General features: G+C 66.4%; 12 protein-coding genes. 6 read left to right on the top strand and 6 right to left on the bottom strand.

Annotation, left to right across the window (positions count from 1 at the left end; all coding sequences use genetic code 11):
• Nucleotides 1-242: 242 nt before the first annotated feature.
• Both QWL29_RS08880 and QWL29_RS08875 read right to left on the bottom strand, forming a co-directional pair.
• Nucleotides 243-1,271 (bottom strand): asparaginase, encoded by a 1,029-nt coding sequence (locus QWL29_RS08880; RefSeq protein WP_305822529.1) that lies wholly within the window; start codon nt 1,269-1,271, stop codon nt 243-245.
• 94 nt (nt 1,272-1,365) lie between these two features.
• Entirely contained in the window at nt 1,366-2,229 is an 864-nt protein-coding gene (locus QWL29_RS08875) for a pirin family protein (protein WP_305822528.1), read from the bottom strand.
• 124 nt (nt 2,230-2,353) lie between these two features.
• On the opposite strand from QWL29_RS08875, the gene QWL29_RS08870 reads away from it, so the two are divergent.
• From QWL29_RS08870 to QWL29_RS08845, 6 genes are all read left to right on the top strand, one after another.
• Nucleotides 2,354-3,904: a dipeptidase gene (locus QWL29_RS08870; RefSeq protein ID WP_305822527.1), complete on the top strand. Its 1,551-nt coding sequence runs from the start codon at nt 2,354-2,356 to the stop codon at nt 3,902-3,904.
• Between the two features lie 471 nt (nt 3,905-4,375).
• Nucleotides 4,376-5,470 (top strand): galactose-1-phosphate uridylyltransferase, encoded by a 1,095-nt coding sequence (gene galT, locus QWL29_RS08865; protein ID WP_305822526.1) that lies wholly within the window; start codon nt 4,376-4,378, stop codon nt 5,468-5,470.
• On the top strand, nt 5,467-6,561 hold the full coding sequence (locus QWL29_RS08860; RefSeq protein WP_305822525.1) for a M24 family metallopeptidase: 1,095 nt from the start codon (nt 5,467-5,469) through the stop codon (nt 6,559-6,561). The genes galT and QWL29_RS08860 overlap by 4 nt, the downstream gene beginning before the upstream one ends.
• On the top strand, nt 6,561-7,637 hold the full coding sequence (gene galK / locus QWL29_RS08855) for a galactokinase (protein WP_305822524.1): 1,077 nt from the start codon (nt 6,561-6,563) through the stop codon (nt 7,635-7,637). The genes QWL29_RS08860 and galK overlap by 1 nt, the downstream gene beginning before the upstream one ends.
• A gap of 21 nt (nt 7,638-7,658) precedes the next feature.
• Nucleotides 7,659-9,458, top strand: a complete 1,800-nt coding sequence (locus QWL29_RS08850; RefSeq protein ID WP_305822523.1) for a glycoside hydrolase family 2 protein — start codon at nt 7,659-7,661, stop codon at nt 9,456-9,458.
• A gap of 95 nt (nt 9,459-9,553) precedes the next feature.
• Nucleotides 9,554-10,711: a glycosyltransferase gene (locus QWL29_RS08845; RefSeq protein ID WP_305822522.1), complete on the top strand. Its 1,158-nt coding sequence runs from the start codon at nt 9,554-9,556 to the stop codon at nt 10,709-10,711.
• A 107-nt stretch (nt 10,712-10,818) separates the two neighbouring features.
• Here the strand turns inward: QWL29_RS08845 and QWL29_RS08840 are convergent, their stop codons facing one another.
• The 4 genes from QWL29_RS08840 to QWL29_RS08825 all read right to left on the bottom strand — a co-directional run bounded on the left by QWL29_RS08840 (nt 10,819) and on the right by QWL29_RS08825 (nt 13,868).
• Nucleotides 10,819-11,523 carry a hypothetical protein gene (locus tag QWL29_RS08840; protein WP_305822521.1) on the bottom strand — a complete coding sequence of 235 codons (705 nt, stop codon included), beginning with the start codon at nt 11,521-11,523 and terminating at the stop codon, nt 10,819-10,821.
• A gap of 159 nt (nt 11,524-11,682) precedes the next feature.
• Entirely contained in the window at nt 11,683-12,081 is a 399-nt protein-coding gene (locus QWL29_RS08835; protein ID WP_305822520.1) for a VanZ family protein, read from the bottom strand.
• A gap of 79 nt (nt 12,082-12,160) precedes the next feature.
• Entirely contained in the window at nt 12,161-12,475 is a 315-nt protein-coding gene (locus QWL29_RS08830) for a hypothetical protein (protein ID WP_305822519.1), read from the bottom strand.
• 616 nt (nt 12,476-13,091) lie between these two features.
• Nucleotides 13,092-13,868 (bottom strand): SDR family NAD(P)-dependent oxidoreductase, encoded by a 777-nt coding sequence (locus tag QWL29_RS08825; RefSeq protein WP_305822518.1) that lies wholly within the window; start codon nt 13,866-13,868, stop codon nt 13,092-13,094.
• Nucleotides 13,869-13,879: the final 11 nt, after the last annotated feature.

Here is a 13,879-nt window from a genome sequence, read left to right as displayed (position 1 = left end):
GGTGATATCGCGATGCTGCGATGGTGTTGGCGGTGACCGTATGGTGGGCACTCCGTGCCCACGCGGAACGGGGCATGGTGAGGGCCTGGGCTCGCGCCGTATCGTGTAAGCGTCGAAACGTCTCGGGATGATCATTTGGACGCGCCAACAATGGCCGGGTCGTGCGTCCCGAACAACGCCAACATGGCGGCGTCTTCCGCGTGGGCACGGAGTGCCCACCGTACGGGACACGCCTCAGCCCATCACGCCCGCTGCAGCGTGAACAGCGTCCGTATGTCGCCCGCCAGCGTGCCGCGCGCGTTGTGGATCTCCGGGCGGCGGAAGCGTTCGAGCACGGTGCGTTTGGCATCGTCGAGCAGGCCGAGCTGGTCGAGCACGTTGTAGGTGACCGTGTGCATGCCGCGGTTGTTCCCGTCCGCGATCTTGATGGCGATGCCGATGCCGGCCGAGCGGATGCCGACCGCCTGCACCGCGTCGGCGCCGACCTTGGCTACCCAGTCGCCGCCGCCGGCGGTCATGATCACCAGGTCGCTGCGCTCGGTGCCCGAGACCATGTCGGGGTGGCCGGTCATGGCGTCGAACAGCGGGCCGAGGGCGCCGCCCAGGCGTGGATCGGCAGCCCCCTGGCCCAGGCGCGCATACAGGTGGGCCAGTTTCGACAGTGGCAGCGCATAGTTCGGCGCCGAGCAGCCGTCGATCCCGGCCGGCATGGCGGACTCCGGCAGGTCGACGGCATCGGCCAGCGTGGCGCGGATCGCCCGCTGCAGCGGATGATCCGGGTCGACGTAGTTCGCGGTCGGCGCACCGTGCAGGCGGCACCAGCCCAGGAAGCCGCTGTGCTTGCCCGAGCAGTTGTGGTGCACCGGCGTCCACTGGCGGTCGATCGGCGCCGGCAGGTTGACGAAATCGTAATACAGGGGCACACCGCAGCCGCATTCGAGGTGCTCGGCGCCGACATCGATCTTGCCGAGGATGGAGCGCACGCCGGCCAGGTGTTTTTCCTCACCGGAGTGGCTGGCGCACAGCAGCGCCAACTCTTCCGGCGCCAGGCCGAACTTGCCCGGGCCGTCGGACAGCAGGAAGGGCAGGGCCTGGAAAGGCTTCAGGGCGGAACGGGTAAAGGTCTGGTAGTGCGGGTCGCCGGCCCAGGCGATCAGGCGGCCGGAGGCGTCGACGACGGCCACCGAACCGGCGTGCACGTTTTCAATCGTGTAGCCGGTGGAAGGGTAGCCACGCGTGGTGGCCACCAGGGGAACGGGAACGGCTTGCATGCTCGGGTCTCGCAAAAGATATGGACCCGTTCACTCTAGCGCAGCGCGCGCAAACGCAGCGCCACGGCTGCGCTGCGTCGCTGTCACATCGGCTTTACATCGGCGCCCCGAACTTGCCCGCCTGGTAATCGCGGATCGCCTGCTCGATCTCGGTGCGCGAATTCATCACGAACGGCCCGTGCGACACTACCGGCGCGCCAATCGGCTCGGCGTGGCCGAACAGCACCAGCGCGCCTTCGGACGACGACAGCAGGATGTCGTCGCCATCGTGGCTCAGCTCCACTAGATGGAAGGCGCCGACGCGGTCTTCGTAGTTGCCCACCTGCGCAGCGCCGCGCACCACGTACAGGAAGACGCTGCGGCGCGCCAGGTCGCCGATGCGCAGGCTGGCGCCGGGGCGCAGTTCGATCGTGCTCATGAAGACGCCGGTCAGCGACTCCACCGGGCCGGCCGTGCCTTCCCACTCGCCAGCAATCAGGTTCATGGTGATCTTGCCGCCGTCGAGGGACAGCGACGGAATCTGGTCCTGCTGCAGGCCGGTGTAGGCCGGCTGGGTCATCTTCAGGTGCGGCGGCAGGTTCACCCACAGCTGCAGGATTTCCAGCGGGCCGCCGGTGTCCAGGAATTCGCGCGGCGAAATCTCGGCGTGGATCAGGCCGCTGCCGGCCGTCATCCACTGCACGCCGCCGGCGCGGATGATGCTTTCGTGGCCGGCGCTGTCCTTGTGGGTCAGCATGCCCTCCAGGATGAAAGTGACGGTCTCGAAGCCGCGGTGCGGGTGCGGGCCGAAGGGCAGGCCGCGGTTGTGCGGCGGGTAGGTCTGCGGACCGTGGTGGTTCAGGAACAGGAAGGGATCGACCTGGTCCAGGTGGGCGCTGGGGACAGGGCGCTGGGTGATCAGGTCGCCGATGTCGTCGCGCAGGGCGGGGTGGACCCGGGTGACGGTCTTGTCGCTCATGGTGCTCTCTCGATAATATTGAATGCTTGTTACGATACCGGATTGTGGGTAATCCCGCCGCAAGGTGCTGTGCTAGACTCGTTGCGCCTTTGCAATGGCGCATTACACGGAGACACCGGTACACATGAAAAAAACGATACTCGCCAGCCTGCTGCTGGCCTGCGCGGCGCATGCCCTGGCCGCGCCACAAGAGACCACGCATCCCAACCCCGACAATAGAATCACAGCCGTTGTTCCCGGCGACGCCGCCGTCAAGGCCGCCAAATACGCCGTCACCACCTACCGCACGGCGGTGGTCGACACCCTGGGCAAACTGGTCAGCTACAACACGGTGGCCGACCCGAACATCCCATCCGACCGCGACCCGCAGCACATCGCCTTCAAGGCCTACCTGAAAAGCGAGGCAGACCGTCTCGGTTTCGACTTCGCCGACCATGGCTGGGTGGTGGTGGTCGGCATGGGGCAGGGTACCGAGCGTGTCGGCGTCGTGACCCACGGCGACGTGCAGCCGGTCGACCCGAAGAAGTGGAAGAAGTCGCCGTTCGTGCTGGACCAGACCAGCGAGCCGGGCAAGCTGCTGGCGCGCGGCGCCGAGGACGACAAGGGCCCGATCGCCACCGCGCTGTATGCGATGAAGGCGCTGAAGGACCAGCAGCTGCCACTCTCGAAGCGCATCGAGCTGTACGTGTACATGGGCGAGGAATCGAACTGGCAGCCGCTGGTCGACTTCCTCAAGACCCATGAGCCGCCGCAGGTCAGCATCACGCTCGACGCCGAGTATCCGGCGGTGGTGGCCGAAAAGGCCTCGGGCACGATCGCGGTGACGATCCCGAAAGCCGGCGCCGCCACCCCGGCCGATGGCGAGCCCCATGTCTCCGCCTTTGCCGGCGGCTTCTTCGGCAGCCAGATTCCGGAAGACGCCAGCGCCGTCGTCGCCAACGCCACGCCGGCACTGGAAGCCCAGATCAAGGCGCGCGGCGCGAAGCAGGAAGGCATGCGCTACGTCTTCGAGCGCAAGGGGAACGACTTGCACGTGACGGCCCACGGCCTGTCCGCCCATTCGTCGAAACCGGAGGACGGCGTGAACGCGATCGCCATGCTGGCCGACGCACTGGCCGTGCGCAGCTGGCCGAACACGGTCGCCGGCGGCGTGGTGAACTACCTGAACGAGCTGGTGGGCACTGGCCTGTACGGCGAGAAGTTCGGTGCGATTGCCTACCGCGACGGCTTCATGGGGCCGATGACGGTGGCGCCGACCGTGATCAAGGGGCGCGAGGACGGCATCGAGGTCTCGATCAATCTGCGCCGCCCGCAAGGCAAGAGCATCGAGCAGCTGACCAACGAGGTGAACGCGGCGCTGGCGCAGTGGCAGGGCCGCAATGTGGAACTGGCCAACATCACGGTGCGCACGGGCGAACCCTGGTTGCGCAAGGATGCGCCGCAGTTACCGGTGCTGATGAACGTGTTCTCCTACTTCACGGGTGTGAAAGACCCGAAGCCGGTGGCGATCGGCGGCGGCACCAACTCGCGCCTGTTCCCGAACGCGGTGGGTTTCGGGCCGGCGATGCCGGGCAAGGTGTACACCGGACACTCCGAGCACGAGTTCATCACGCTCAAGCAGCTGCTGTTGAATTTGCAGATGTACACGGCGGTGCTGGCCGAGCTGGCGAAGTAAGGTTTGTGCCGTTGCCGTTGCCGTTGCCGTTGTAGGGTGGGCACTCGTGCCCACGCGGTCTTTATGGCTGGATACCACGCGGCCAAATTTATGTCGCGTTAATTCATGTGATGACACCGCGTGGGCACAAGTGCCCACCCTACAAAAACGCGCATCTCACTCCGTTGAGTTTGTAGGAGATTTTCTCTCGGAAGTGTGTAAATACATCTATTCGTTTTGTAGGTATGCACTTACAAAAGTCCTCGCCTTCCTACGTCACCCCAGCCGTTCCCACCGCTCTTCATAGGAGCACCCGTCGCACCTGCAGCATTTCTTTTGGTCTGCTTCTAGCAAGTCATTAACCATCGGAAAATCCCTTCGTTCCCTCCAGAAACTGTGGTGAAAACGCCATGTTAGGATCGTCCCCTAGCCGCGTTCGCAGGGCTGATACAGCCTGCGAGTGCTTGTGGACTGCCCGACATTAGCGAAGCCATGTACAGCAAAGAACTGACCAAGCCCGACGGACGACCTCTTACCCTCTACAGCAACCAGCCGATTCCGGACGGGCTCATCGCGCCCAGTCCATTCCCCGACCCGATGAACGCGAACCCGCACCTGCGCTGGCACCCCCTGCGCGGCGAGTGGGTGACCTATGCCGGGTTCCGCCAGAACCGCACTTTCCAGCCGCCGCCGCAGTACAACCCGCTCGCGGTGACCACCGACCCGGCCAACCCCACCGAGCTGCCGCAGGGCGACTACGAGGTGGCCGTATTCGACAACCGCTTCCCCTCGCTGGCGCTGGAATCGCATGATCCGCCGGCGCTGACGGTGCCGACCGCGCCCGCGAATGGCCACTGCGAAGTGGTGGTCTTCACACAAGACCCGAACGCGGCCCTGGTGCACCTGCCGCTGTCGCGCATCGAGTTGCTGTTCAAGGTCTGGGGCGACCGCACCACGCGCATCGGCGCGCAGCCGCATATCCAGTACGTGCTGCCGTTCGAGAACCGCGGCAGCGAAGTCGGCGTAACCCTGCACCATCCGCACGGCCAGATCTATTCCTATCCCTTCATTCCGCAGGTGCCCGAGCGCATGCTGGCCCAGGAGCGCGACTGGTACCTCGAGCACGGCACCAGCCTGCTGTGCGACATGGCCAAGAAAGAGTCGGAAGACGGCCGCCGCGTCCTGTTCGAGGATGAGCACGCGATCGCCTTCGTGCCGGCCTGTGCGCGCTACCCGTACGAGGTGTGGGTGATGCCGAGCGCGCCGTGCAAGGACTTTGCGTCGCTGTCCGACGCCCAGCGCACCAGCCTGGCGCGCGCGCTGAAAACCGTGCTGCTGAAGTACGAAACCATGTGGAACCGGCCTTTCCCTTACCTGATGGCCTGGTACCAGGCGCCGACCGACGGCATGGACCATCCGGAAACCCAGCTGCACGCCCAGTTCTACCCGCCTTACCGCTCGCGCGAGCGCCTGAAATACCTGGCCGGCACCGAGCTGGGCGCCGGCATGTTCGCGATGGACGTGCTGCCCGAGAACACGGCCGCCGAGCTGCAGGCGGTGCAGGTGTCGCTCGAGGAGGACGCATGAGCGAGGCCCTGCAACTGCGCTCGGCCGAAGTGCAGGCCAAGCTGGCGCTGCTGCGCGAATGCCTGGGCAAGGCCGGCGCCGCGGCGATCCGCCTGCGCGGCATCGACTGGTTTGCCTGGGTCACGGCCGGCGGCTCCAGCGCCGTGCTGCAGACCGCCGAAACCGGCGTCGCCGAAGTATTGGTGACCCAGGACGAGGCCGTGATCCTGACCGACGAGATCGAGGCCGCGCGCCTGCGCGAGGAAGAAATCCCGGCCGGTTTCAGCTTCCACGCCTCGCCCTGGGCGCAAATCGAACTGCGCGAACGCTATGTGCTGGGCCTGGCCGGCGACGCCGTCGTGCTGTCGGACCGTCCGCACAACGGCGAGCAGCCGTTGCCGCACGCGCTGCGCCTGCGCCGCCTGGTGCTGGGCGAGGCCGAGCAGATGCGCTACCGCGCCCTGGGGCGCGAAGCGGCCGAGGCGATGAGCGAGGTGCTGCGCGCGGCGCGGCCCGACTGGACCGAATACCAGCTGGCCGGCGCCGGCGCGCAGGCCCTGTGGCGGCGCGGCATCCACCCGGCCCTGGTGCTGGCGGCAGGCGAACGCCGTTTGCCTTTGTTCCGCCATCCGGTGCCGACCCACGAGCCGATCGGCAAGCGCGCCACGCTGGTGTTTTGTGCGCGCCGCCATGGACTGTATGCGAATCTCACGCGTTTTGTGAGCTTCGGCGCCGCAGCGCAAGAGCAGGCGGCGCTGATGGACCTCGAAGCCACCGGCCTGGCGGCCGTCCAGCCAGGCAAATCGCTGTCGGCGGTGTATCACGCCTTCGACGCCGCCTATAAACACGCGGACCGTGCCGATGCCCTGAACGAGCACCACCAGGGCGGCATCACCGGCTACCTGGCGCGCGAGATCGTGGCCACGCCGAGCACAGCCACCGGGCTGGAAGCCGGCATGGCCTTTGCATTCAACCCCAGCTTTGCGGGCATCAAGATCGAGGACACCTTCCTCCTCGGCCCGCAGGGACTGGAGAACCTGACGTACGACCCGCAGTGGCCTGCCGCAAGCGTGCATGGCCGCCAGCGGCCACTCTGGCTGGAGGTGATCTGATGCTGACGACCGACTCCTTCTTCGGCGGCGCGCCCGAGGTCAACGCATCCGCACCCGGACGCGTGAACCTGCTGGGCGAGCATACCGACTACAACGATGGCTTCATGCTGCCGGTGGCCACGCCCCAGCGCACCACGGTGGCAATCAGCCGCAGCGGCGACGGCCATTTCCACTTCTATTCGAGCACGCTCGACGCCCACGTGACGTTCGCCCCCGACGGCAGCGCGCCGTCCGGCTACGGCAGCTACATCGAGGGCTGCATCCGCCTGGTCGAGGCCGAAGGCGTGCAGGTGCCGCCGCTGCGCGTGTGGGTGTCGACCGACGTGCCGGTGGGTTCCGGCCTGTCGTCGAGCGCGGCATTGGAAGTGGCGACGCTGCGCGCGCTGCGCGAACTGCTGGGCTTTGAACTCGACGACGTGAAGCTGGCGCGTATCGCCCAGCGCGCCGAAATCGAATACGCCCGCGTGAACTGCGGGATCATGGACCAGATGGCGTCCAGCCTGGCCGACGAAGGCCACATGCTGTTCATCGACGCCCGCTCGCTGGAACACCGCCTGGCGCCGCTGCCCGAGGATGCCGAGATCATCGTCATCGACTCCGGCATCGCCCGCAAACTCGCCGGCAGCAAGTACAACGAGCGCCGCGCCGAGTGCGAGGAAGCTTCGCGCAAGCTGGGCGTGCAGGCACTGCGCGACGTGACCGACCCGCAACTGGTCGAGGAGTTGCCCGAGCCGCTGCGGCGCCGCGCGCGCCACGTGGTGCTGGAAGACTTGCGCGTGCTCGAAGCCGTGGAGGGCGTCTCGGCCGAGCGTTTTGGTGAATTGATGAACGATTCGCACGCCAGCCTGCGCGACGACTACGAGGTCTCGATTTCCGAGCTCGACGAATTGTGCGAATTGCTGCGCCAGCAGGACGGCGTGTACGGCGCGCGCCTGACCGGCGCCGGCTTCGGCGGCGCCTGCGTGGCCCTGTGCCGCGCCGGCATGGGCGCGCAGGCAGGGCAGGCTGCAGTGGATGCTTACAACAACAAGGACGGACGGCAGGGTCGGCTACTGATCCCGGTTGCTGCCGAATAACGGCTGAATGAAAGGAAAACGATGAGTCAATTCGAATACCCCCGCCCGCAACTGGTGCGCGACAACTGGACCAGCCTGAATGGCAAATGGCGCTTCTGCTTCGACGACGAGATGCGTTTCAAGCTGCCGGGCGACGTGGCTGCCTGGACCCACGAGATCGAGGTGCCTTTCGCGCCTGAAACCGCGATGTCCGGCATCGGCGACACCGGTTTCCACCGCGTCTGCTGGTACCAGCGCGAATTTTCAGTCACCCCGACCGAGGGCCGCACCATCCTGCACTTCGGCGCGGTCGACTATTCGGCGCGGGTGTGGGTGAACGGCCAGCTGGTGGCCGAGCACGAGGGCGGCCATACGCCGTTCGCGGCCGACATCACCTCGGCCCTGAATGCCGACGGCCAGCAGGTCGTGACCGTGTACGTGGAAGACGATCCGGCCGACCTGGCCAAGCCGCGCGGCAAGCAGGACTGGCTGCTGGAACCGCACTCGATCTGGTATCCGCGCACCACCGGCATCTGGCAAACCGTCTGGCTCGAGCAGGTCGAGAAGACGTATATCGCCAAGCTGAAATGGACGCCGATCTTCGAGAACTTCGAGATCGGCTGCGAGGTCTTCGCCGGCGGCGAGATCCGCGAAGACATGTTCGTCGAAGTGAAGATCTGGCATGGCGAACACCTGCTGGCCGACGACCACTACAAGCTACTGGGCGGCGAGGCGAACCGCAAGATTGCGCTGTCCGATCCCGGCATCGACGACTCGCGCAACGAGCTGCTGTGGAGCCCGGAACGGCCGACCCTGCTCGACGCCGAGGTCACGCTGCGCTGCGGCGACCGCGTGGTCGACACGATCCGCTCGTACACGGCGCTGCGTTCGTTCGCGATCAACCGCGACCGCCTGATGCTGAATGGAAGGCCATACCAGCTGCGCCTGGTGCTGGACCAGGGCTACTGGCCGGAATCCTTCCTCACCGGCCCGTCCGACGCCCACCTCAAGCGCGACGTCGAGCTGGCCAAGCTGATGGGCTTCAACGGCGTGCGCAAGCACCAGAAGATCGAAGACCCGCGCTACCTGTACTGGGCCGATAAACTCGGCCTGCTGGTGTGGGAAGAAATGCCGTCGGCCTACCGCTTCAGCCCGAAAGCGATTTCGCGCATGGTGCGCGAATGGACCGAGGCCATCGACCGCGACTACAGCCACCCCTGCATCATCGTCTGGGTGGCCTTCAACGAATCCTGGGGCGTGCCGAACCTGACGCTGACCCAGGCGCACCGGAATGCGGTAGAAGCCCTATATCACCTGACGCGCACGCTCGATGCGACGCGCCCGGTGATCGGCAACGACGGCTGGGAAGCTTCGGCCACCGACATCCTCGGCATCCACGACTACGACTGCGACCCGGAAAAGGTCAAGGCGCGCTACGAAGTGAGCGACCCGGTGCGCACCCTGTTCGACCAGCGCCGTCCGGGCGGGCGCATCCTGACGCTGGACGGCTTCCCGCACCGCGGCCAGCCGATCGTGCTGACCGAATTCGGCGGCATCGCCTTCGACACCAAGGGCGAGCCGGAACAGGGCACCTGGGGCTATTCGCGCTCGACCACGGCGGACGGTTTCCACAACCTGTACAGCTCGCTGCTGAAAGTGGTGAACGAGACCTTCATGTTCGCCGGCTTCTGCTACACGCAGTTCGCCGACACCTTCCAGGAAGCGAACGGCCTGCTGAACGCCGACCGCACGCCGAAGCTGCCGTTCGACGTGATCTCGGCGGCCACCCGCAACGCGGCGCTTCCGCCGAAAGAGGAGGAAAAAGGGTCAGATCCCGATTGACGTGCGCCTTCGTGCGCACGGGCGGCGGTCGGGCGCAGTAGTGAAGGATCCAGACAACCCGACCGCCAGCCCACAAGGGCGACAAGGAGAAGATCATGGTGACGATCATCGTATTCAGCCACCTGCGCTGGGATTTCGTGTTTCAACGGCCACAGCACCTGCTCACGCGGCTGGCCCGGCACTACCGGATCGTGATCGTCGAGGAACCGCTGCACGACGCCGCCGGGCCGGCCCGGCTCGAGCGTTCCGAACCGCTCCCCAACATCACCGTGTGCCGGCCGCGTACGCCGCTCGACCTGCCTGGTTTCCACGACGACCAGATCGCCCTGGTGGCGCCGCTGCTGGCGGACTTGCTGCCGCGTGGCGAAAAACCGATCGCCTGGTTCTATACGCCGATGGCCTTGCCCCTGCTGCAGGAACTCACGCCGCGCCTGGTGGTCTACGACTGCATGGATGAACTGGCCTCGTTCAAGAAGGCCCCGCGCCAGCTGCTGCAGCGCGAGTCGGCCCTGCTCAACCTGGCCGACCTGGTGTTTGCCGGCGGCCCCAGCCTGTACGAGGCCAAGCGCCCCCGCCATCCGAACGTGCACTGCTTCCCGAGCAGCGTCGACGTCGCCCACTTCGCCCAGGCCCAGGGCGCGGTCCGGAGTCACCCAGCCCAGGAGCACATCCCTGGCCCGCGCCTCGGTTTCTATGGCGTCATCGACGAGCGCGTCGACCTGGCGCTGGTGGCGGCGCTGGCCGACGACCATCCCGACTGGCAGCTGGTACTGGTCGGGCCGGTGATCAAGATCAACGAAGACGAGCTGCCGCGCCGCCCGAACATCCATTACCTGGGCCAGCGCGATTATGCCGACTTGCCGGCCTTCCTGGCCGGCTGGGACGTCTGCCTGATGCCCTTCGCCATCAACGAGGCGACCCGCTTCATCAGCCCGACCAAGGTGCTCGAGTACATGGCGGCCGAGCTGCCGATCGTCAGCACGCCGATTGCCGACGTGGTCGGGCCGTATGGCGGCGTGGTGGCGATCGCGGCCGGCGCCCAGGAGTTCGGGGTGGCCTGCGCCGAAGCACTGGCGCTGGGACCGTCCGAACGCGCAGCCAGGATGACGGCGATGCGCGAGCAGGTGGCGCGCACCTCGTGGGAGCGCACGGCGCAGGCCATGGCGGGCCTGCTCGACGCCGCCTATGCCGAGGCGGCGCAGGCTGCCGAGGAAGCGGTTAGCACGCCGGTGCGGCGCGCCGGGGCGGCCTGAGGGGCGGGCGCGGCGCGGCTGCCTGGTCGAGCGGGTGGATTGGAGCAGGAAGAGGGAAGGGAGCCGTGCAGGCGCACTGTGCCTGCACGGTCGGGCTTCCTGGCCTGTCAGCGCCCGATCACGCCGCCGTTCAGGCCCACGCGGTCGCCGCTGCGGAAGTCCGGCGTGGTTTCCTGGGTGACGACCTGGGTGCTGCCGTCGTCCATGCGCAGGGTGACGCGGTAGACCCGGTCCGACGCCATCGAGCTGCCCGTGGCGCCGCTGCCGCTGCTGCCCACCGCAGCGCCGGCCGCCGTGCCGCCGCCGATGCTGCCGCTGGGGCGCGGCACCAGTTCGATTGCCACCACGGTGCTGTTCGGACTGCTGCTGGATGCAGTGGCCGCCCCCGCGCTCGTGCTGCCCTGGGCGACGCCCACGGCGGTATCGCTCGCGGCGCTGGCCGAGCTGCTGTCGCCCATGCTGCTGACACTGCCGGTGGCGCCCGAGCCGGAGCTGCCCGCGCTGCCGGAACTACCGGAACTGCCCGAGCCCGACTGGTCGTAGCCGGAAGTACCCGAGGTGCCCGAGGTGCCCGAGGTGCCCGAGGTGCCGGAAGTACCCGAGGAACCCGACTGGTCGATGCCGCTGCCCGACGAGCCGGACGTTCCCGAGCTCCCCGACGAGCCCGCGCTGCCGGAAGCGCTGGCGCCGGTGCTCTCCACGCCGCTGCCGCTGGCGCCTTCGCCGCCGCCGCGCATGCTGGCGCAGCCGGTCAGGCCGAGCGCCACGGCCAGCAAGCCCGCCAAGACCACGCTTTGGTGTTGTTGTTTCATGATCGACTCCTTGGTTGATTTTGTCAGTGGGTATGCGTGACGATGTCGTCTGCCACTCGGGTAAGAGAGGCAAACAGGCGCGACGTTCCAGCTGACTCGGGTTGGCACTGAGCCAGATCAACCTCTAGGAATGCAGCACGAAACTCCAGGAAAATTCATTCATGCACGTTCGAGTTCGGCCTTCGGCAAGACCAGCGACAGGACGGCACAGGTGACGATGGCGGCGCAGCAATCGACCAGCCAGTCATGCACGTCGGCGCCGCGGTAGGGGAAGAAGCTTTGCACGAACTCGTCGGCGGCGCCCATGGCGGCGATCGTGGCCACGGCCGCCAGGCTGCGCGCGCCGGCGCCGCCGCGGCTGCCGGTGTACCAGAGCAGGGCCAGCGTCGCGTACGCCAGCGAATGCAGGACTACGCCCGAGGCGTAGTGGCCGATGTCGGCGCGTGCGCCGGGAATCGAGCCGGCGATCATGATCGCCAGGAACAGGACGATGGCGCCGGCACGGCGCAGCCTGCGCAGGCGCGCATCGAGCAGGAGGAGGTGGAGAAGAGGATGCATGGTCGACGTGCTGGTAAAACGTCAACCATATCATGCGTGCGGACGCGCATGCACGCAGCCGCCGGGATGCGGAAATCGGTCAGATGGTCAGCGCCGGTTCGCCGTCGGCGTACTGGGCGTCGAAACAGCTCTCGCATTCGGCGCAGAACAGGTGCGCCATGCGTACCGAAGCCTGGCGCAGGACCGGCTTCAGGCTGCCTTGCTGGCACTTGGGGCAACATTCGCGCACGCTGCCGAAGGTCATCAGGGTCAGGGTGGCCTGCCCGGCCTCGGCATGGTCGATCACGACATGCGGGTTGAGTTCACGGAGAATCAGGTTGTCGACGCCATCGTCGCTGCGGCGGCGACTGGAGGACGGCTGCGGGTTCTGGCTTTCAGGTGATTGAACATTCATCGGTCCGGCTCCCTATTCTGGTTGACATGACGCAAGTTGCAGTACGCACCGGGCGCGCCGCAACGAGGCGTGAACTTCATCATAGTCAAATGTGCGTGGTCTGCAAGGTCACGAACTGGTCTTTTGCGCTGCGGTGCACATAAAAAAATGCCCGCCAGGAGAGAGGTGGCGGGCACAACCCAAGATCGGGCCAAGAGACACTGTTCGGTGGGTGTGTAGCGCGATTGCGTTACACACCTGTCTGCCGTCACGCATATCGGTTGCGTGTACCGCAGATGAATCCAGTATAGGCAGGCTTTGTGACGCAGACATGACACAGCGCAAGCTCATGCGCCGTTGTGCGAACGCGGCGGCTGTTGGCTGGTCTACCAGATGGGACGCAAAGCGCAGATCCGTTCGGCTGCATGTGTAGATTGTTTGAGCGCGGTCAAACCAAAGCGCAAAAAAAAGCCCGCTGATTGAGCGGGCTTAAAACTATTTTCTTGGAGGAGAATAGTGGAGACAGGTGCCATTATGCTGCGTTGCGGCATACGTGTCTAATTGCAAATACAGATACCAGACATACGAAGTGTGAATACTAGCGCGCTTGTATGCAGGCTGAATTTCCTGCATGCGTTCAGGCGTTGGCGTCGTCGCGCACCGGCACCGTGTAGTTCAGCGGCAGGCGGCCGCCGTCGGCGTACAGGGTCTGGCCGGTCATGTAGGACGCGTCGTCGCTGGCCAGGAAGGCGACGATGGACGCCACTTCCTCGGGCTCGCCGCAGCGTCCCAGCGGGGTACGCGACAGGATGGTATGGCGCGCCTGTGGGCTGCCGAGCACGGCCTGCTTGGCCAGTTCGGTGAGGATGGTGCCGGGGCCGACCGCGTTCACGCGGATGCCGTGCTGGGCCAGGCTGATGGCGGCCACGCGGGTCAGCTGGTTCACGCCGCCCTTCGACACCACGTAGGGCACCTGGTTCGGGATCACCAGTTCGGCGTTCACGCTCGACATGTTGATGATGCAGCCGCTCTGGCGCTTGACCATGTCGCGCGCCGCCGCCTGGCTGCACAGGAACATCGATTTCAGGTTGATGCGCAGCACGCGGTCGAAGTCGTCCTCGGTGAGGTCGAGGAAGTCGGCGGCATGGGTGACGCCGGCATTGTTGACCAGGATGTCGATGTGGCCAAAGGCTTCCAGGGTGGCGGCGAACAGGGCGTCGACGTCGGATTTCTGGCTGACGTCGGCCACGATGAAGCGGGCGGCGTCGCCCAGTGCCGCGGCGGCGGCGGCGCCTTCCGGGCGCACGTCGGCCAGCATCACGCGCGCGCCTTCGCGCACCAGGCGTTGGGCACAGGCCAGGCCGATGCCCTGGCTGGCTCCGGTCACGATGGCGGTCTTGTTGGCGAGTTTCATGGCAGGGCTTT

Origin of the sequence: Massilia brevitalea (assembly GCF_030711405.1) — a bacterium.
Lineage (GTDB): Bacteria > Pseudomonadota > Gammaproteobacteria > Burkholderiales > Burkholderiaceae_D > Telluria > Telluria brevitalea.
This window is presented reverse-complemented; position numbering and strand designations above follow the sequence as displayed.